16 protein-coding genes are annotated in these 18,121 nt (G+C 67.8%); 6 read left to right on the top strand and 10 right to left on the bottom strand.

Translation table 11 applies throughout. The features are described 5' to 3' along the window. Together RMO04_RS16215 and RMO04_RS16210 are read right to left on the bottom strand one after the other, a co-directional pair. On the bottom strand, positions 1-690 hold a 690-nt coding region (locus RMO04_RS16215; RefSeq protein WP_309645810.1), incomplete at its 3' end, for a glycosyltransferase. A gap of 157 nt (positions 691-847) precedes the next feature. Next, entirely contained in the window at positions 848-1,663 is an 816-nt protein-coding gene (locus RMO04_RS16210; protein WP_309645809.1) for a UDP-2,3-diacylglucosamine diphosphatase, read from the bottom strand. Positions 1,664-1,817: 154 nt separating this feature from the next. On the opposite strand from RMO04_RS16210, the gene RMO04_RS16205 reads away from it, so the two are divergent. After that, entirely contained in the window at positions 1,818-2,453 is a 636-nt protein-coding gene (locus RMO04_RS16205; RefSeq protein ID WP_309645808.1) for a helix-turn-helix domain-containing protein, read from the top strand. A gap of 37 nt (positions 2,454-2,490) precedes the next feature. Here RMO04_RS16205 and aceB read toward each other — a convergent pair whose 3' ends face one another. The 3 genes from aceB to RMO04_RS16190 form a co-directional block, all read right to left on the bottom strand. Continuing rightward, a complete protein-coding gene (gene aceB / locus RMO04_RS16200; protein WP_309645807.1) occupies positions 2,491-4,089 on the bottom strand; it encodes a malate synthase A in 1,599 nt (532 codons plus the stop codon). Positions 4,090-4,205: 116 nt separating this feature from the next. Beyond that, positions 4,206-4,412: a hypothetical protein gene (locus tag RMO04_RS16195; protein ID WP_309645806.1), complete on the bottom strand. Its 207-nt coding sequence runs from the start codon at positions 4,410-4,412 to the stop codon at positions 4,206-4,208. Between the two features lie 39 nt (positions 4,413-4,451). Beyond that, the gene (locus RMO04_RS16190) at positions 4,452-6,044 is read right to left on the bottom strand and encodes an isocitrate lyase (RefSeq protein ID WP_309645805.1); all 1,593 of its coding nucleotides are present in this window, start codon (positions 6,042-6,044) and stop codon (positions 4,452-4,454) included. A gap of 159 nt (positions 6,045-6,203) precedes the next feature. On the opposite strand from RMO04_RS16190, the gene RMO04_RS16185 reads away from it, so the two are divergent. Together RMO04_RS16185 and RMO04_RS16180 are read left to right on the top strand one after the other, a co-directional pair. Further along, positions 6,204-7,643: a short-chain fatty acyl-CoA regulator family protein gene (locus RMO04_RS16185; RefSeq protein WP_309645804.1), complete on the top strand. Its 1,440-nt coding sequence runs from the start codon at positions 6,204-6,206 to the stop codon at positions 7,641-7,643. Between the two features lie 106 nt (positions 7,644-7,749). Continuing rightward, positions 7,750-8,979 (top strand): TetR/AcrR family transcriptional regulator, encoded by a 1,230-nt coding sequence (locus RMO04_RS16180; protein ID WP_309645803.1) that lies wholly within the window; start codon positions 7,750-7,752, stop codon positions 8,977-8,979. Positions 8,980-8,982: 3 nt separating this feature from the next. Here the strand turns inward: RMO04_RS16180 and RMO04_RS16175 are convergent, their stop codons facing one another. The 3 genes from RMO04_RS16175 to RMO04_RS16165 all read right to left on the bottom strand — a co-directional run bounded on the left by RMO04_RS16175 (position 8,983) and on the right by RMO04_RS16165 (position 14,153). Continuing rightward, on the bottom strand, positions 8,983-11,094 hold the full coding sequence (locus RMO04_RS16175) for an ATP-binding protein (protein ID WP_309645802.1): 2,112 nt from the start codon (positions 11,092-11,094) through the stop codon (positions 8,983-8,985). A 175-nt stretch (positions 11,095-11,269) separates the two neighbouring features. After that, the gene (locus tag RMO04_RS16170) at positions 11,270-12,202 is read right to left on the bottom strand and encodes a 2-oxoglutarate and iron-dependent oxygenase domain-containing protein (protein ID WP_309645801.1); all 933 of its coding nucleotides are present in this window, start codon (positions 12,200-12,202) and stop codon (positions 11,270-11,272) included. Between the two features lie 58 nt (positions 12,203-12,260). After that, entirely contained in the window at positions 12,261-14,153 is a 1,893-nt protein-coding gene (locus tag RMO04_RS16165; RefSeq protein ID WP_309645800.1) for a monovalent cation:proton antiporter-2 (CPA2) family protein, read from the bottom strand. Positions 14,154-14,267: 114 nt separating this feature from the next. Here RMO04_RS16165 and RMO04_RS16160 point away from each other — a divergent pair, with 114 nt between their 5' ends. From RMO04_RS16160 to msrA, 3 genes are all read left to right on the top strand, one after another. After that, entirely contained in the window at positions 14,268-14,987 is a 720-nt protein-coding gene (locus RMO04_RS16160; protein WP_309645799.1) for a CoA transferase subunit A, read from the top strand. Continuing rightward, complete coding sequence (locus tag RMO04_RS16155; RefSeq protein WP_309645798.1) at positions 14,987-15,628, top strand: 3-oxoacid CoA-transferase subunit B; 642 nt, start codon at positions 14,987-14,989, stop codon at positions 15,626-15,628. Before RMO04_RS16160 ends, RMO04_RS16155 begins: the two co-directional genes overlap by 1 nt. Positions 15,629-15,709: 81 nt before the next feature. After that, positions 15,710-16,336 carry a peptide-methionine (S)-S-oxide reductase MsrA gene (gene msrA, locus RMO04_RS16150; RefSeq protein WP_309645797.1) on the top strand — a complete coding sequence of 209 codons (627 nt, stop codon included), beginning with the start codon at positions 15,710-15,712 and terminating at the stop codon, positions 16,334-16,336. On the opposite strand, the gene RMO04_RS16145 is transcribed toward msrA, so the two are convergent. Next, the gene (locus tag RMO04_RS16145) at positions 16,281-17,834 is read right to left on the bottom strand and encodes a glycosyltransferase family 39 protein (RefSeq protein ID WP_309645796.1); all 1,554 of its coding nucleotides are present in this window, start codon (positions 17,832-17,834) and stop codon (positions 16,281-16,283) included. The genes msrA and RMO04_RS16145 overlap by 56 nt on opposite strands. Positions 17,835-17,929: 95 nt before the next feature. After that, a partial coding sequence (locus RMO04_RS16140) for a hypothetical protein (protein ID WP_309645795.1) occupies positions 17,930-18,121 on the bottom strand: 192 nt, incomplete at its 5' end.

Here is an 18,121-nt window from a genome sequence, read left to right as displayed (position 1 = left end):
GAACCACTTCATGTAGGCGTAGCCGGCGGCCAGCGGTAAAGGCAGCCGCGCCGAGACATATTCCGGGAACCGCGTGTGATAGCTGGTGGTGAAGGGCAGCTTCCATTCCACGCAGATGCGCCGCGCCGCCAGGCCCAGCGGACCCTCCGTGGCGATGTGGATGGCCTCCGGCTCGAAGGCCTTGAACCGCTCCTGCACCGGCTCGTGGGCGGCGATGGCGACCTTGATTTCGGGATAGGTCGGCAGGGGGAAGGTCTTGAACTGGCCGGGACTGATCACCTCGACCTGGTGACCCAGCAGCTTCAGCTCGTCGATCACCCGCGACAGGGTCTGCACCACCCCGTTGACCTGCGGCGTCCAAGCGTCGGTGACCAGCAGGATGCGCATGGGCTTCTGGCCATCGGCGCGCGGAGCGGTGATCGCCTCGCGGATGCGCGTGGCCGGCCGCGCGGTGGTCAGGGCCTGGCTCTGCAGCCACGCCCAGAAGGCGCCCAGCAGCGCCTCCTTGGTGGGGAAGTGGCGGTAGACCGTGCGTTCGCCCACCTCCGCCTCTGCGGCGATCTCGGCGAAGCTGAGATCCTCCAGAGGGCCGGATTCCAGCTTGCGGGCCACCGCATGCATGATCTGGTCCTGGGTCGCCTGCTTCTGGCGATCGCGGAGGTTCGAGGTGTAGCGTGACGGAGGTATCATGACAGTGGAACTGTCATCAAAACAGCTTGGCTGTCAATGAACGCCGCTGGAGCGTGGCAACCTGAAGTGGATACCGGTTCAGGCGCCGGTCACGCTCCAAACTTCGAAGATAGACCCTTTTCAACCGGTTAGATGAGTCCATCTGACCGGAAAGGGTCTAGGCCGCCACGGCGTCGGGCACCAGCTCCGGCAAGCGGGCCTTGCGGTCGATGGCCGACCACGAGCGCAGCTTGGCCCACTCCAGGATCTCCAGCCTTCCGTCGGCGTGCTCGACCACCGCCGAACAGCTCTCCACCCAGTCGCCGTCGTTGATATAGGTGATCCCGTCGATGTCGCGCATCTCGGCCTTGTGGATGTGGCCGCAGATCACCCCGTCCACCCCGCGCCGCCGGGCCTCGTCGGCCACCGCGGCCTCGAAGTTCTCGACGAACTGGAGGGCGTTCTTCACCCGGGTCTTCAGGAAGGCCGAGAGGCTCCAATAGCCGAAGCCCATCCGGCGGCGGATCCGGTTGAACAGCGTGTTGACGACGATCAGGGCCCGGTACGAATAGTCGCCCACGAAGGCCAGCCAGCGGGCATGTTGCACCACCCCGTCGAACTCGTCGCCGTGCAGGACCAGGTAGCGCTTGCCGTCGGCGGCCTCGTGGATGGCGTCGCGGGCCACGATCACCCCGCCGAAGTGGACGCCGACGAAGTCGCGCACCCCCTCGTCGTGATTGCCGGGGACGTAGACGACCTTCACGCCCTTGCGCGCCAGGCGCAGGATCTTCTGGACCACGTCATTGTGGCTCTGGGGCCAGTGCCAGCCCGAGCGCAGCTTCCACCCGTCGACGATGTCGCCCACCAGATAGAGGGTGTCGCACTCGATATGCCGGATGAAGTCGAGGAGCAGTTCCGCCTGACACCCCTTGGTGCCCAGGTGGATGTCGGAAATGAACACGGTCCGATACTGCCGGACTGCCGGATCACCCATCTTTGCCCCCTGCGGATGCGGCCGATTGCCCATCCGCTAGGCTGATTGCGTGTCAGTCTCATGAAACCGCGCTCGGCTCTTTTGTCGCGCGGCCTTTGGGCGTAAGGATTCCACAAGGCCGACCCTCCCCAGGTCTCCTGCACAACAAGGTCCTATGGACGCCCGAACCTATCCTGCGAAGGAGACGCCGAAATCTCGGCGGACCCGAGCGCGCATCCTTGACGCCGCCATGCGGCTGTTCGCCGAGGTCGGCTACCACGCCGCGACCAATGCGATGATCGCCGACGCCGCGAACCTGACGCGCGGCGCCATGCTCTACCACTTCGCCAGCCGCGAGGAGCTGGTCGAGGCCGCCGTGGCCTATATCGAGGTCGAGCGGGCACGCCTGTTCGAGCAGGCCGCCTCGGCCCCGCCCGCGCCGGGCGTGGACGCCGCCGAGCACGCCATCGACGCGTACTGGGCCCTGCTGCACGAGAAACCCTTCGCCGCCTTCGGCGAGCTGGAGGCCGCGGCGCGGACCGATCCGATGCTGCGCGTGCGTCTGGCCGGCGCCCAGAGCGCCTTCGACCACAATCAGGTCGGCGATCGCTTCCTGGCGCTGGCCTCGGCCGGCGAGGACCCCCGCTTCCAGACCAGCCGCGACCTGGGCCGCTTCCTGCTGGAAGGTCTGGCCAAGGGGGCGATGACCTACGACGAGGCGGCGCGGAAGGAGCGCCTGCTCACCGTGGTCAAGCGCGCCGTGCGGGTGCTCAACCGCAAGGGCGACGTCCAGGAACTCTGGCCGGAGTAGCTTTTTCCCTCCCCACACGGAGGAGGGAAAAAGAGCCTTACAGCGCCCGGTACGCCGGCAGGGTCAGGAACTCCTCGAACCCTTCCGAGAGGCTCATCTCGGTGAAGATGGCCACGGCCTCGGCGAAGCGGCCGCCTTCGAAGGCCGACGCGGGCAGGGCCGCCTTCAGCCCCGCCATCTCCTCGTCCAGCAAGGCGCGGAACATCGCCTCGTCCACCACCCGGCCATCGTCCAGGGTCGCGGCCTGCTTGATCCACTGCCAGATCTGGGCGCGGCTGATCTCGGCGGTCGCGGCGTCCTCCATCAGGTTGTAGAGCGGCACCGCCCCCTTACCCCGCAGCCAGGCCTCGATGTACTGGACGCCGACGCGGATGTTCTCGCGCAAACCGTGCTCGGTGCGCGCGCCCTCGTGGACCTTCAGCAGGTCCTCGCGGCTGACGCTGATGTCCTCGCGCAGCTTGGTGAGCTGGTTCGGCGTCGGCATGACCCGGTCGAACACCTCCAGCGCCACCGGCACCAGGTCCGGGTGGGCGACCCAGGTGCCGTCGTGGCCGTTGTTGGCCTCGCGTTCCTTGTCGGCGCGGACCTTTGCGAAGGCGGCCTGGTTGGCCGCGTCGTCGCCCTTGACCGGGATCTGGGCGGCCATGCCCCCCATGGCGAAGGCGCCACGGCGGTGGCAGGTCTGGATCAGCTTCAGGGAATAGGCGGCGAGGAAGGCCGACCCCATGCCCATGACCGCGCGGTCGGGGGTGAGCGCCTGCGGCTGGCGGCCCAGGCGCTTGATGTACGAGAAGATGTAGTCCCAGCGGCCGCAGTTGAGGCCCGCCATGTGGTCGCGCAGCTCATACAGGATCTCGTCCATCTCGAAGGCGGCGGGCAGGGTCTCGATCAGCACGGTGACCTTGATGGTCCCCTGGGGCACGCCCAGAGCGTCCTGGGCGTAGACGAAGACGTCGTTCCAGAGCCGCGCCTCCAGATGGCTCTCCATCTTCGGCAGGTAGAAGGCCGGGGTGGCGCCGGCGGCGATCTGGGCCTTGGCGTTGTGGAAGAAGTAGAGGCCGAAGTCGAACAGGCCACCGCTCATCTCCTCGCCGTTCACCAGGGCGTGGGCCTCGGGCAGGTGCCAGCCGCGCGGGCGCACCATCAGGGTCGCGACCTTGTCCTTCAGGGCATAGGCCTTGCCGGTGCCGGCGTCGGTGAAGCCGATCTTGCCGGCCCAGCGGTCCATCAGATTGACCTGGCCCTCGACCATGTTCTGCCAGGTGGGCGAGGAGGCGTCCTCGAAGTCGGCCATGAACACCTTGGCCCCGGAATTGAGGGCGTTGATGATCATCTTGCGGTCGACCGGGCCGGTGATCTCCACCCGGCGGTCCAGCAGGTCGGCGGGGATGGGGGCGACCTTCCAGTCGCCGTCGCGCACCGACTTGGTTTCGGCCAGGAAGTCCGGCTGCTCGCCGGCGTCGAAGCGCTTCTGGCGGGTGGCGCGGGCGGCCAGCAGCTCCAGCCGGCGCGGGTTGAACCGGGTGTGCAGCTCGACGAGGAAGGCCTTGGCCTCCGGCGTCAGCACCTCGGCCACGCGGCCTTCCACGGCGCCTTTGAGGTCCAGGCTGGGGCGGGCGGCGACATCGAGCGACATGGGGTTCTTCCTCGTTTCCGGGCTGGCCGGAGCATAGTCGATAAAAAGAGAGCCCGCCTCGACCCAAGGGCCGGGACGAGCTCTAGGAGAGACAACTGGGCGCTAGCCCATGACCTTTAGGCCGGCAGTACGAGCTGTTCGGCGGCGATGGCGAAGCGGGCGGTGGCGACGCCGCGGGTTTCCCGCGACACGCGCTTCCACGCTTCCTTGGCCTCGTCCCGCGTCTCGTAGGGGCCGAGCACCTGGGGGCCTTCGCCCTTCAGGGACTTGAACGCCATGCAGCTGTATTCGCCGCCGACAACCCAATACCGTTCCGTGGTCATGGTCCTTGCTCCCCCGGCCGTGGCCGGATCTCGATAACGCTAGGCGAACTGGCCCATCGTGTTGTGAACGCCGCCGGCCTTCAGGGCCGCCTCGCCGGCGAAGTATTCCTTGTGATCGTCGCCCAGGTCGGAGCCCGACATGTTCTGGTGCTTCACGCAGGCGATGCCCTGGCGGATTTCCTGGCGTTGGACGCCCAGGACGTAGCCCAGCATGCCGGCCGCCCCGAAGTATTCCTTGGCCAGGTTGTCCGTGCTGAGCGCGGCCGTGTGATAGGTCGGCAGGGTGATCAGGTGGTGGAAGATGCCGGCCCGCTTGGCGCCGTCGGCCTGGAAGGTGCGGATGCGCTCATCGGCCTCGATCGCCAGTTCGGTGGCGTCGTAGTCGATGCTCATCAGCTTTTCGCGGTCATAGGCCGAGACGTCCTTGCCGGCCGCTTTGTAGGCGTCGAACACCTGCTGGCGGAAGTTCAGGGTCCAGTTGAAGGACGGGCTGTTGTTGTAGACCAGCTTGGCGTTCGGGATGACCTCGCGGACGCGGTCCATCATCGAGGCGATCTGCTCCACGTGGGGCTTTTCAGTCTCGATCCACAGCAGGTCGGCGCCGTTCTGCAGCGAGGTGATGCTGTCGAGGACGCAACGGTCGGCGCCCGTGCCTTCGCGGAACTGGAACAGGTTGGAGGGCAGGCGCTTCGGACGCAGCAGCTTGCCGCCACGGTTGATGACCACGTCGCCGTTGGCCAGGTCGGCCGCCGAGATTTCTTCGCAATCCAGGAAGCTGTTGTACTGGTCGCCCAGGTCGCCCGGCGTGGTGCTGACGGCGATCTGCTTGGTCAGGCCGGCGCCCAGGCTGTCGGTGCGCGTGACGATGATGCCGTTCTCGACGCCCATCTCCAGGAAGGCGTAGCGGCAGGCGCGCACCTTCTGCAGGAAGTCCTCGTGCGGCACCGTGACCTTGCCGTCCTGGTGGCCGCACTGCTTCTCATCGGAGACCTGGTTCTCGATCTGCAGGGCGCAGGCGCCCGCCTCGATCATCTTCTTGGCCAGCAGGTAGGTGGCTTCCGCGTTGCCGAAGCCGGCGTCGATGTCGGCGATGATCGGAACGACGTGGGTCTGGAAGTTGTCGACGGCGTCGAGCAGCTTCTGCTCCTTGGCCTTGTCGCCGGCCTCACGGGCCGCGTCGAGGTCGCGGAACAGGCCGCCCAGCTCGCGGGCGTCGGCCTGGCGCAGGAAGGTGTAGAGTTCTTCGATCAGGGCCGGCACGGAGGTCTTCTCGTGCATCGACTGGTCGGGCAGCGGACCGAAGTCGGAGCGCAGCGCCGCGACCATCCAGCCCGACAGGTACAGGTACTTCCGGTCCGTCGTTCCGAAGTGCTTCTTGATGGCGATCATCTTCTGCTGGCCGATGAAGCCGTGCCAGCAGCCCAGGGACTGGGTGTACTGCGAGGAGTCGGCGTCATAGGCCGCCATGTCCTTGCGCATGATGTCGGCGGTGTAGCGGGCGATCTCCAGGCCGGTCTTGAAACGGTTCTGCAGGCGCATACGGGCCACGGATTCGGCGTTGATGCCGTCCCAGGTGCCATTCTTGCTCTTGATGAGCTGGCCCATCTCGATGATGTGGTCTTGGTATGCCATCTGTCTCTTCCGCGATTGCCGGGGCTGTCAGCTGTGACAAGCCGTTGGAGCCCTCTAACGCTTATGGCGCGCGGCGCGAAGAGTTAACGCGGAGGCAAAAGGCGCACATGTCACAGTGCGACCTTGTAAAGACTGTAAAATTGTGACAACACGACAAGCATGGCCATAGCCAACACCGACCGCAAGCTGTTCCTGGGCGCCCGGATGAAGCGCCTGCGCCGGGAGCTCGGCCTCACCCAGACGCGGATGGCCGAGGACCTCGGCGTCTCGCCCAGCTATCTCAACCTTCTGGAACGAAACCAGCGACCGGTCACCGCCCAGGTGCTGCTGCGCTTGGCCGAGGCCTATGACCTGGATCTCAAGAGCTTGTCGTCGGATCCCGACTCCGCCGGGGCCACAGGGCTGTCGGAGGTCTTCTCCGACCAGATGTTCCGCGACCTGGGAGTCGCGCGCCACGAGATCGCCGAGGTGGCCGACTCCGCCCCGGGCGTCTCGGAGGCCATCGTGCGGCTCTACCGCGCCTATCTGGATCAGCGTCGGCTGACCGACATGGGCGCCATCGGCCGGCCGGAGGAGGGGGGCGCCGCCACCTCGGCGGTGATGCCGTCGGACTGGGTGCGGGACTTCATCCAGGACCAGAAGAACTATTTCGCCGAGCTGGAGGAGGCCGCCGATCAGATGATCGCCGAGCTGGCCTGCGAGCCGCAGGACTTCCACGTCGCCGCCCGCGAGCGCCTGGCCAAGCGCCACGGCATCCAGGTGCGGGTGGTGCCGCTGGACGTGCTGCCGGAGTCGGTGCGGCGCTACGACCACCATCGCAAGCGCCTGTTCCTGTCGGAGGTGCTGACCGGCGCCGGACGGTCCTTCTCGCTCGCCTACCAACTGGCGATCCTGGAGTACGGCCCGCTGCTGGAGGCCATGGCCGACCGGGGCGGACCGCCGGACCGACCGACCCGCAGCCTGGTCAAGGTCAGCCTGGCCAACTACCTGGCGGCGGCTTTCATGATGCCCTACGCGGCCTTTCACGAGGCGGCCGAGCGGACCGCCTATGACATCGAGCTGGTCCGCGCCCGGTTCGGCGTGTCATTCGAACAGGCCTGCCATCGGCTGACCACCCTGTCGCGGCCCGGCGCGCGGGGCGTGCCGTTCTTCATGCTGCGCGTGGACTCGGCGGGAAACATCTCCAAGCGGTTCGCCGGCGCGACCTTCCCGTTCTCGCGGTTCGGCGGCACCTGCCCGCGCTGGAACATCCACACCAGCTTCCGCACTCCCTCGCGCATCGTCACCCAGATCGTCGAGACCCCGGACGGCCAGCGCTATTTCACCCTGGCGCGGACGGTCAGTCGGATCGCCACGCCCTATGCGGGCGACGATTCCGAACTGGCCATCGGCATGGGCTGCGAGCTGAAGTTCGCCGAGCGCCTGGTCTATTCGCGCGGCATCGACCTGCGCGACCCCATCGCCACCGCCATCGGCCCGGCCTGCAGGATCTGCGAGCGCCCAGCTTGTCCGCAACGGGCGGCCGAGCCGATCAACCGCACCCTGACGGTCGATGACTTCACCAAGTCGATCTCGCCCTATCCGTTCGCCGCCGGTTGACGTTAGGGACAGGTAACCGGTTGCACGCCCAACCCCTTGCGATACTAAGGATATAGTCGCGCGGTCGCCGGAGAGCGGCCGACGGGCGGGGGAGTTTCCTGGGGTCATGGCAGTGCGCAACGGCGCTCGATCGACAGACCGCTTCGAGAAGAAGCGTGAGGCGATCCTGGACGCCTCGACCCTGATCCTGAACCAGAAAGGCGTGAAGGGCCTGACCCTGGGCGTGGCCGCCGCCGCTGTGGGCCTGTCGACCACCAGCGTCACCTACTATTTCAAGCGCAAGGACGACCTGGCCGCCGCCTGCATGATGCGGGGGATCGCCTGGCTGCAGACCGCCGCCGAGCGGGCCATGACCGAGCCGACGCCGCAGAGGCGCCTGCGCAATCTGCTCGAACTCTATCTGGAGCGCCTGCGCCTGACGGCGATCGGCGAGGCGCCGCCCCTGCCGGCGCTCGCCGACATCCGCGCGCTGAACAACCCCCGCCGGGCCGAGGTGTCGGAGGCCTTCCTGAAGCTGTTCCGCAAGGTGCGCGGGGTATTCGACACCCCCGACTTCGCCTGGCTGGGCCGGGGTCGTCGCACGGCGCGGACCCACATGCTGATGGAGCAGATCTTCTGGGCCGCGGCCTGGCTGCCCAAGTACGACCCCGAGGACTATCCGCGCATCTGCGAGCGCATGCTGGACATCCTGGAGGGCGGCCTGGCCATCGAAGGCGCGGAATGGACGCCGGCGGCGATCCCGCTCGCTGACCTGGCGGCCCGCGACGGCCAGGAGATGAGCCGCGAGACCTTCCTGCTGGCGGCCACCCGGCTGGTCAATTCGCGCGGCTATCGCGGCGCCTCGGTGGACAAGATCTCGGCGGAGCTGAACGTCACCAAGGGCTCATTCTACCACCACAACGACGCCAAGGACGATCTGGTGGTGGCCTGCTTCGACCGCACCTTCGAGGTCATGCGCCGGGTGCAACGCCTCGCCATGAGCCTGCCCGGCGACCAATGGCTGAAGCTCACCAGCGCCGCGGCGGCGCTCGCCGAGTATCAGCTGTCGGAATATGGCCCGCTGCTGCGCACCTCGGCTCTGTCGGCCCTGCCCGAAGCCATCCGCGAGGAGCAGGTGGCCCACTCCAATCGCGTGTCGGACCGCTTCGCCTCGATGATCTCGGACGGTATCGCCGAGGGCTCCGTGCGCCCCGTCGACCCCTTCATCGCGGCCCAGATGCTGAACGCCACCCTCAACGCCGGCGCCGAACTCGGCTTCTGGGTGCCGGGCGTGACTCAGAAGGCCGCGCCCTCGGTGTTCGCCCGCCCGCTGTTGATGGGCATCTTCGCGAAGTAGCGGCTAGGCGCTAAGCGCCACGGGCTCGGCGGCCGAAGCCGCGGCGGCGGCGCGCTCGGTCCAGACCTGCTCCACCACATGCAGCAGGCGCTCGGCGGTGACCGGCTTGGTGATGTGGCCGTCGGCCCCGGCGGCGGTCGAGGCCAGGGCGTGCTCGGGCATGGCGTTGGCGGTCAGGGTGTAGATCGGCGTGCGCGGTTCGTTGTTGCGCGCCTCGCGGCGGCGGATCGCCTTGATGGCGGTCAGGCCGTCCATGACCGGCATCTGCATGTCCATCAGGATCAGGTCGAAGCGCGAGCGGGCGGCTTCGTCCACGGCCTCGGCGCCGTTCTCGACGCTGAACAGATCGACCCCGGCCGCGCCCAGGATCAGCTCCACCACGCGCCGATTGGTCGGATGATCCTCGGCCAGCAACACCCGCATGGTGTCCAGCTCGGCTTCCTCGGTCTCGTGGGTCTCGTGCTCGCCCCACATCTCCACCGTGCCTTCGCGTCGCGGCAGCTCCAGGGACAGGTAGAACGTCGCGCCCTTGCCCGGCGTGGCGTCGGCCGTGAGGTCGCCGCCCATGGCCTCGGCCAGGGAACGGGAGATGGCCAGGCCCAGGCCCGTGCCGCCATACTTGCGGGTGATCGATCCGTCGGCCTGCTGGAACCGGCCGAACAGCCGCTGGCGCGTCTCTTCGTCGAAGCCGATGCCGGTGTCGGAAACCGCGAAGGTCAGGTGGGTGCTGGTCTCGTCGCGGCGCGCGCGGACGGTCAGCTTGACCTCACCGCCCGATGTGAACTTCACCGCGTTGCCCAGCAGATTGGTGAGGATCTGGCGGATGCGGGGGGCGTCACCCTCGAACATGCCCTGCGCGTAGGGCTCCAGCTCGACCTTCAGGTCGATGTCCTTGGCCTGGGCGGAGGCCTCAAACAGCGCGGCGCAGGCATTGACCGAGGTGGTCAGGTCGAAGGGCTCGGGCCGGATCTCCATGCGCCCGGCCTCGATTCGGGCCAGGTCGAGGATGTCGGTGAGCAGCGCTTCCAGGGTCTCGGCCGAGGTCTCGATCAGCTCGACCATCTCGGCCTGGTTGGGGGACAGGTCGGTGCGCGCCAGGGCGCCGGCGATGCCCATCACGCCGTTCAGCGGCGTGCGGATCTCGTGGCTCATATTGGCCAGGAATTCGCTCTTGGCCTTGTTGGCGGCCTCGGCCTCGTCCTTGGCCTTCAGCAGTTCCAGCTCGCCGCGCTTCTGGTGGTCGATGTTACGCAGCACGCCGATGGCGCGGATCACCTGGCCCTGCTCGTCTCGGGTCGCCTCGCAGGCGGAGTAGTGCCACTGGTGCGGCCCGTCCTTCTGCAGCATCCGATAGGTCTGGCGGAACGGCGCGCCGGTCGCGACGTGTTCGTCCCAGGCCGCTTGGGCCGCAGCGCGGTCCTCGCCGTGCACGCCCAGCCACATGTCAGCCGACATCAGCTCGAAGCTCGCCTCGACGCCAAGGTCGGAGAAGTCGAAACCCACGGTGCTCAGCGAGCGACGCTGATAGTCCATCTCCCACATGCGGACTTCGCCGATCTCCAGGGCGAGCTTGACCCGCTCCTCGGAGCGCCGCGCCTCCTGGGCGGCCTTGGTGATGGCGCGTTGGGCATGGTGACGGGAGCACTCGCTGGCGGCGATGGCGGCCAGGTCGATCAGGTAGTCGGCCAAATCCTGGTCATAGGCCCGGGGCTCGTGATGGGCGACGCAGACCACGCCGATGCGCTGGCCGTCGGCCAGGCGGATGGCCGCGCCCGCGTAGAACCGGACGCCTTCGGGACCGGTGACATGCGGGTGGGCGGCGAAACGGGGATCCTCGCGGGCGTCCGCCACCCAGAGGACCGCGTCGCTCTCGACGGCGATCTGGGAAAAAGACTGGTCTTCACTGACCTGCTCGTCGGTCCAGTCCGGGCCGATGCTGGCGTGCCAGGTGCGCTGGGCGCCGACCAGGACCACGTCGCCCAACTGCATCCGGGAGAAGGCGCGGGCCAGCCGGCCGATCCGCTCGAAGGTCGGCTTCAGCTCGTCCAGGTCAAGGGTCGCGATGGCGGCGAGGCGCGCGGCCTCAGCCTGCGAAGCCGATCCTTCCTCGGACATCTTTTCCCCCGAACTCTCTTGGCGTGGGAGACTGGCGTACTTGGGTTAAATTTCCGTCTTTATCCGAACGGTGTTCGGCAACCTGCACGAGAAAGCTGTGGAGCGATCGCGACGGGGATCGCTTCGGGCGTTCGCGGCGCATCGACTAGGGAAACCCACGGAGACTCAAGGGCTTCTACAGCAGCTTGATCTCACGTAGCCGCTCCAGCAGGAACGCGTCGGCGGTGATGGGCGGCGCGCCCTGATCGGGATGGTCGGCGTCGATGCAACCGGCCAAGGTGACGATCTCGTAGTCTGGATTGAAGTGCAGGAAGAACGGCGTGGAGTAGCGGGGAAAGCCCCGCCGCTCCGGCGCGGGATTGACCACGCGATGGGTGGTCGAGGGCAGCACCTTGTTGGTCAACCGCTGCAGCATGTCGCCGATGTTGCAGACCACCGATCCGGCCGGCGGATTGATCGCCAGCCACTGGCCATCGCGGTCCAGCACCTCCAGCCCCGCTTCCTCGGCGCCCAGCAGCAGGGTGATGACATTGATGTCCTCATGCGCTCCGGCGCGGATGTTCGGCCCATCCTTCGGCACCGGGGGATAGTGCAGCAGGCGCAGGATGGAATTGCCCTGGTCCACCGTGGCGTCGAAGAAGTGGCGGTCCAGCTTCAGATAGGCGGCGATGGCCTCCAGAACCTGGCGACCCAGGCTGTCCAGGATCTCGAACAGCCAGGTGATCTCGGCCTGAAACTCCGGCGTGTCGGCGGGCCAGACATTGTCGGGCATGGTGGCGCGATAGGGATGGCCCGCGGGCAGGTCGCGGCCCATGTGCCAGAACTCCTTCAGGTCGAAGTGTTGGGCGTCCTTGGCGGTTTCGATGCCGAACGGGGTATAGCCCCGCTGGCCGCCCACGCCGACATAGCGCCGCTTCACCTCGTCGGGCAGGGCGAAGAAGGCCTTGGCCGCCGCGATGGCCCGGTCGATGCGGTCCTGCGGCAGGCCGTGGTCGGAGATCACCGCGAAGCCGTAGCGCGCGAAGGAGCCGCCGAGGTCGCGGGAGAAGCCGTCGAAATCGCGTCCGAAATCCTGGAACGAGACGGGCTGGATCGAAGCTTGGGTCATGAGCGATCCCTTACACCTGAGGGCCGGTTCGGCGAAAGGCGAGTGCGCCCCGCCGTCCCTACGTGGCGACCTTGTCCTTCTCCACGATCCGGCGGGACTCGGCGAGGTTGGTGCGCTCGGCGTCCTCGTCGGCGGCCCGGCGCATCTCGGCGCTCAGCAGCTTGTCCATGGTGTCGCGGGAGTCGCGCGCCGCCATGATGAAGTTCTCCTCCTCGCCGGAGATGGGGGCCAGTTCGTCGAACAGCGCCTTGTCCAGCTTGCGGAAATAGGTCGCCGCCCGGGTGGCCCGGTATTCGCTGAAGCCCAGCCCCACCAGGGCCCGGCGACCGACCGCCAGCGCGCCCTCGAAGGTCTCGCGCTCCACGTCGTCGGCGCCGTTGCGCAGCAGGTCATAGGCGTGCCGGCGGTCCCAGGCCCGCGCCATGATCGTGAGATGCGGGAAGGCCTGGCGCGCGGCCTCCACCAGTTCGGCGGCCTTGTCCTGGTCGTCGATCGCCACGATCAGCAGCGAGGCCTTCTCGATCCCGGCGGTGCGCAGCAGGTCCAGGCGGGCGGCGTCGCCATAGTGCACCTTGCGGCCGAAGCGCCGCAGGGTTTCGATCTGCTCGATGCTGGAATCCAGGGTGACCACGTTGAAATCGTTGGCCATCAGCAGGCGCGCGGCGATCTGACCGAAGCGGCCGAAGCCCGCGACGATGGCGTGGGGCTCGCCTTCGTCGAAGGGCTGGTGCTCCGGCTTGGGGCCCTCGGCCATGGGGCGGCTGAGGATCAGGCGCTCGTGGGCCAGCATGGCCAGGGGCGTGGCGGCCATGGAAAGCGCCACGGTCGCGGTGATCAGCTTGGCCAGCTCGGCGTCGATCACGCCCGCCCCGACCGTGAAGGTCAGCAGGACGAAGGCGAACTCGCCCCCCTGGGCCAGAGACACCGCGGTGGTCCCGGCCGCCAGGGCGGGCACGCGGAACAGCCGCGCGGCGGCGTACATGGCGACGCCCTTGACCAGCATCAGTCCCGCGACAAGCCCCGCGAGCAGCAGCGGCTGGGCCAGGATCACGCCGAAGTCCAGACCCGCGCCGACGGTGATGAAGAACAGGCCCAGCAACAGGCCGCGGAACGGCTCGATGTCGGTCTCAAGCTCGCGGCGGAACTCGCTCTCGGCCAGCACCACCCCGGCCAGGAAGGCGCCCAGGGCGGGCGACAGGCCCACGGTCTGCATCAGGGCCGCGACTCCGATCACCAGCAGCAGGGCGAAGGCGGTGAAAATCTCACGCAGCCGCGCCGCGGCGATGAACCGGAAGATCGGCTGGGTCAGGTACTTGCCGCCGACCACCACGGCGCCCACCGCGGCCATGATCGCCAGCGCCCGGGCCCAGCCAGGCAGGTCCCCCAGCAGGTCGCCGCCGTGCGCGCCCGCCTGGGCCGCGGCGTCGGGCGTCACGGTCGCCAGGAACGGCAGCAGGGCGAACAACGGGATCACCGCCAGGTCCTGGAACAGCAGCACGCCGAACGCGGCCTCGCCGACCGCCCCCTGGCGCAGGCCGCGTTCCTCCAAGCTGGCCAGGACGATGGCGGTGGAGGACATCGACAGCACCAGGCCGACCGCCAGCGCCATCTGCCAGGACAGCCCCATGGCGAGCGCCGCGCCGCCGACCAGCGCGGTGGTGAAGGTCACCTGCGCTCCGCCCAGGCCGAAGATCGCCGTCCGCATCCGCCACAGCAGCGCCGGGCGCACCTCCAGCCCGATCAGGAACAGCAGGATGACCACGCCGAACTCGGCGAAGCGCATCACGTCGCCGGCCTCACCCACCAGGTTCAGCACGAAGGGACCGACCAGGACGCCCGCGATCAGATAGCCCAGCACCGAGCCCAGCCCGAGCCGCTTGGCGATCGGAACCGAGACCACGCCGGCCGCCAGATAGACCAGGGCCTGGATCAGAAGTCCGTCGCCGTGCATGGTGATCCCGTCCTCGCAGTGCCGCGACTATGGCCCGGCGCCTGCCTAATATGGCGCCGGAATCTCGTTCGCCATCTGTTGAGATTTGTTGCGCTGCAGCGTACTGGGACTCTCATGGCGAACAAGGTTCAAAAAGACGCGGTCGAGGCCCTCAGCGGGCTTTTGTTCGACGGCATGACCATCATGGCCGGGGGCTTCGGCCTCTGCGGCATTCCCGAAAACCTCATCGCGGCGATCCGCGAGGCCGGGACCAAGAACCTGACCGTCGTCTCCAACAACTGCGGCATCGACGGCTTTGGCCTCGGCGTCCTGCTGGAAAGCGGCCAGATCAAGAAGATGATCTCGTCCTATGTCGGCGAGAACAAGCTGTTCGAGAAGCTCTACCTCTCGGGCGATCTTGAGCTGGAATTCAATCCGCAGGGGACGCTCGCCGAACGCATCCGCGCCGGCGGCGCGGGCATCCCGGCCTTCTTCACCAAGACCGGGGTCGGCACCCTGGTGGCCGAGGGCAAGGAAGTCCGCGAGTTCGACGGCGAGCAGTACGTGATGGAGCGCGGCCTCACCGCCGATCTCTCCATCGTCAAGGCCTATGCCGGCGACGCCGAGGGCAACCTCGTCTACCGAAAGACCGCCCGGAACTTCAATCCGATAATGGCCACCGCGGGCAAGGCCTGCGTGGTCGAGGTCGAGAAGCTGGTGGAGGTGGGCGCCCTGGACAAGGACAACATCCACACCCCCGGCATCTATGTGGACCGCATCCTGGCGGGCGCGAAGTTCGAGAAGCGCATCGAGCGCGTCACCACCAGACCCCGCGAAGAAAAGGCGTCGGCGTAATGGCCTGGACCCGCGAACAGATGGCCGCCCGCGCCGCGATGGAGCTGCGCGACGGCTACTACGTCAACCTGGGCATCGGCATCCCGACCCTGGTGGCCAACTACATTCCCGACGGCGTTCACGTCACCCTGCAGAGCGAGAACGGCATGCTGGGCATGGGTCCGTTCCCCTTCGAGGGGGAAGAGGACGCCGACCTGATCAACGCCGGCAAGCAGACCATCACCGAGCTGGACTCGTCCTCCTACTTCTCCAGCGCCGACAGCTTCGCCATGATCCGGGGCGGCCACATCGCGCTCTCGATCCTGGGCGGCATGCAGGTGTCCGAAGTTGGCGACCTGGCCAACTGGATGGTGCCGGGCAAGGTGGTGAAGGGCATGGGCGGGGCCATGGACCTGGTGGCCGGCGTCAAGCGCGTCGTCGTCGTCATGGACCATGTCGAAAAGTCGGGCGCGCCCAAGCTGCTCAAGGCCTGCAGCCTGCCGCTCACCGGCCAGCGGGTGGTCGATCACCTGATCACCGACCTGGGCGTCTTCGACATCAGCCGCGGTAAGGCGCCCCTGACGCTCACGGCGCTCGCCGACGGCGTCACGGTCGACGAGGTCAAGGCCAAGACCGAAGCCGAGTTCGTCGTCGCGCTCTAGGCATCCGCCTGGGCGATCAATCCGTATCTCATCGGCGAAATGGCGGTTTGTCCCGCCGGCGCTCGATGAGATGATGGACCTATGAAACCGACCCTGACCGCCGCGGCCCTGGCCGCCGTCTTCGGCCTGACCACCGCCGCCCCGTTGAGCGCGCCCGCCTGGGCCGCCGGCCCGCTGAAGACCGCGGTCTTCGCCGGCGGCTGCTTCTGGTCGGTGGAGAAGGCGATGGAGAGCCTGCCCGGCGTCACCGAGGCGGTCTCCGGCTATTCCGGCGGCGACATCCGCAACCCGACCTACCAGAACCACCGCGGCCATCTGGAGGCGGTGAAGGTCACCTACGACCCGACCAAGATCACCTACGCCAAGCTGGTCGACGGCTTCTTCCACAACATCGACCCCATCGATTCCGGCGGCCAGATCTGCGACCGCGGCCACGCCTACACGACGGCGGTGTTCGTCGAGACCGTGGGTGAGCGCGACTCCGCCCTGGCGGTGCGGGCCCAGGTCGCCAAGATCCTGGGCAAGCCGGTGGCGACCAAGGTCGTCGCCGCCGCGCCCTTCTGGAAGGCCGAGGACTATCACCAGGACTACGCCAAGAAGAATCCCGGCGCTTACAACCGCTACCGGATCGGCTGCGGCCGCGACCGGGCGCTCAAGGCCGTATGGGGATCGGCTTACCAGTCGCCGGGTCGCGCGGCCGGGGCGTAAACTCGTCGCCGACGAAGATCTCGGCCCGGCGCTTGCGCTTGCGGTCCAGCCGGATGCTGCGGATCTCGCGCTCCGACACCGACTTGAAGTCGGCGGCCATCTCATCGCGATAGACCTGCTCCAGGCTGACGGCCAGGACCCTCCGCCCCAGGGCCGGGGTCAGCGGCGCGGTGGTCTCGGCCTGGTTCTGCGGCCGGGCCTCGCGTAGCCACATCACCAGCGGCGGCTGGCCCGGCAGGGCGAAGAAGTCGCGTCCGTAGTAGGCCGCGGCGTTGAACAGGAAGCGGTCGTTGACCGCGATGGCCGAGAACTCGCCCGGCGGCTCGCGCAGCACCCGCTCCACCATCTGCTCAGTGACCTGCTCCCAGCCCTTCGCCCGCTTGAAGGCGTTGGAGAGGCCCACCTTGTCGGCGAAGGGCGGGTTCAGGACGCAGGCCAGGAACACCATGGCGGTGACGGCCTGGATGGCGATCGCCGCGATCAGCCAGCGCCGCGCCCGCCAGCGCACCAGCCAGGCGCCCACCAGGATCGAGGCCGCCACATAGCCCGCGCCGGACCAGTTGGCGTTGGCGCGGCTGATGAACGACTGCCCGGTGACGATCAGGAACGGCGGGATGGCGAAGCACAGCAGCAGGACGTCGGCCGAGGTCAGCTTCCGCCGCCATGCCAGCCAGATGCTCCCGCCGATCAGCACCGCGAACGGAATCGGGCCGAACACCCCGAACTGCGAGGCCAGGAAGTCGCCCAGCTCGGCGAAGTTGAACAGCTCGCGACCGCCCCAGGCGGCGTTGGCCGCGGTGTGCTGGACGGTGGCGAAACCGTGGGCGGCGTTCCAGGCGATGTTGGGCGCCATCACCACCAGGAAGGCGCCCAGCGCCACGGCCCCCGCCGGCAGGGTCCAGGCCGCCCGCGCCGCCTTGGACAGGGCCAGGTGCAGGGCCAGCGCGATCAGCACATAGACCGCGGCATACTTGCTGAGGAAGGCCAGGCCCACCGCCGCACCGAACCCGGCCGCCAGCAACATCCGTGCGCGGCCGCTGGCGTCGGCCAGGTTCACATAAGCCGCCAGCGACAGGCCGATGAAGAACAGCAGCGGCGCGTCGGTCGCCGCCACCAGGGACGAGAGCTGCACGCCGGGCATGAGCAGGTAGAGCGCCGCCCCGGCCAGGGCGGCGCTGGCGCCGTACAGTTTCCGACCCGCCGCATAGACGCACAGGGTCGTTCCGGCATGGAAGAGGGGCGAGGCCAAGCGCACCCGTGCCTCGGAGTCGTCGCCCAGGGTGGTGGCCCAGATGGTCCAGGCGACCATTGGCGGCTTAGAGAAATAACCCCAGTCGAGGGTGCGTGACCAAAGCCAATACTGAGCCTCGTCAGGATAGAGCTCCAACGGCGTCGCGAACAGCGCGGCCAGCCGCACGACGGTCAGGGCCGCCGTGACCAGCAGGACGGCCCGCCATTCGGTGTCGAATCCGTGATCGGACAAAGCGTCGCGGGGCACTCGGGTCTCCTGGAACGGCCGGGAAGGTTGCGCGCCGCAGCGTGTCTGTAAAGCGACAGGCGCCGCCTTTCCGGGCGACTGTCATGAGGAAGTGGTCACCGTAACAAAACCGTCACCCATACGGACGATTTCCGCGCTATAGGACCGTCAAGACTGGGGGGGCTGGGCAGCTTTACCCCGATCTCGATAGATGAGGGGATCTCAATGAACATGATGAACAGGCTCGCCAGCGGCGCGGCTCTGACGGCGCTGGTCTGCGCCATGTCGAGCGCGGTGTACGCGCAGGA

Origin of the sequence: Phenylobacterium sp. (assembly GCF_031412415.1) — a bacterium.
Taxonomy (GTDB): Bacteria; Pseudomonadota; Alphaproteobacteria; order Caulobacterales; family Caulobacteraceae; genus Phenylobacterium.
The sequence above is the reverse complement of the archived record's forward strand: the minus strand, read 5'-3'. Positions and strand labels throughout refer to the sequence as shown.

Coding starts and splice junctions, on each gene's coding strand:
- aceB (WP_309645807.1), bottom strand. CDS start 4,089: ATGTCGCTCGATGTCGCCGCCCGCCCCAGCCTGGACCTCAAAGGCGCC.
- RMO04_RS16185 (WP_309645804.1), top strand. CDS start 6,204: ATGGCCATAGCCAACACCGACCGCAAGCTGTTCCTGGGCGCCCGGATG.
- RMO04_RS16170 (WP_309645801.1), bottom strand. CDS start 12,202: ATGACCCAAGCTTCGATCCAGCCCGTCTCGTTCCAGGATTTCGGACGC.
- RMO04_RS16160 (WP_309645799.1), top strand. CDS start 14,268: ATGGCGAACAAGGTTCAAAAAGACGCGGTCGAGGCCCTCAGCGGGCTT.
- RMO04_RS16180 (WP_309645803.1), top strand. CDS start 7,750: ATGGCAGTGCGCAACGGCGCTCGATCGACAGACCGCTTCGAGAAGAAG.
- RMO04_RS16165 (WP_309645800.1), bottom strand. CDS start 14,153: ATGCACGGCGACGGACTTCTGATCCAGGCCCTGGTCTATCTGGCGGCC.
- RMO04_RS16195 (WP_309645806.1), bottom strand. CDS start 4,412: ATGACCACGGAACGGTATTGGGTTGTCGGCGGCGAATACAGCTGCATG.
- RMO04_RS16155 (WP_309645798.1), top strand. CDS start 14,987: ATGGCCTGGACCCGCGAACAGATGGCCGCCCGCGCCGCGATGGAGCTG.
- msrA (WP_309645797.1), top strand. CDS start 15,710: ATGAAACCGACCCTGACCGCCGCGGCCCTGGCCGCCGTCTTCGGCCTG.
- RMO04_RS16175 (WP_309645802.1), bottom strand. CDS start 11,094: ATGTCCGAGGAAGGATCGGCTTCGCAGGCTGAGGCCGCGCGCCTCGCC.
- RMO04_RS16210 (WP_309645809.1), bottom strand. CDS start 1,663: ATGGGTGATCCGGCAGTCCGGCAGTATCGGACCGTGTTCATTTCCGAC.
- RMO04_RS16190 (WP_309645805.1), bottom strand. CDS start 6,044: ATGGCATACCAAGACCACATCATCGAGATGGGCCAGCTCATCAAGAGC.
- RMO04_RS16205 (WP_309645808.1), top strand. CDS start 1,818: ATGGACGCCCGAACCTATCCTGCGAAGGAGACGCCGAAATCTCGGCGG.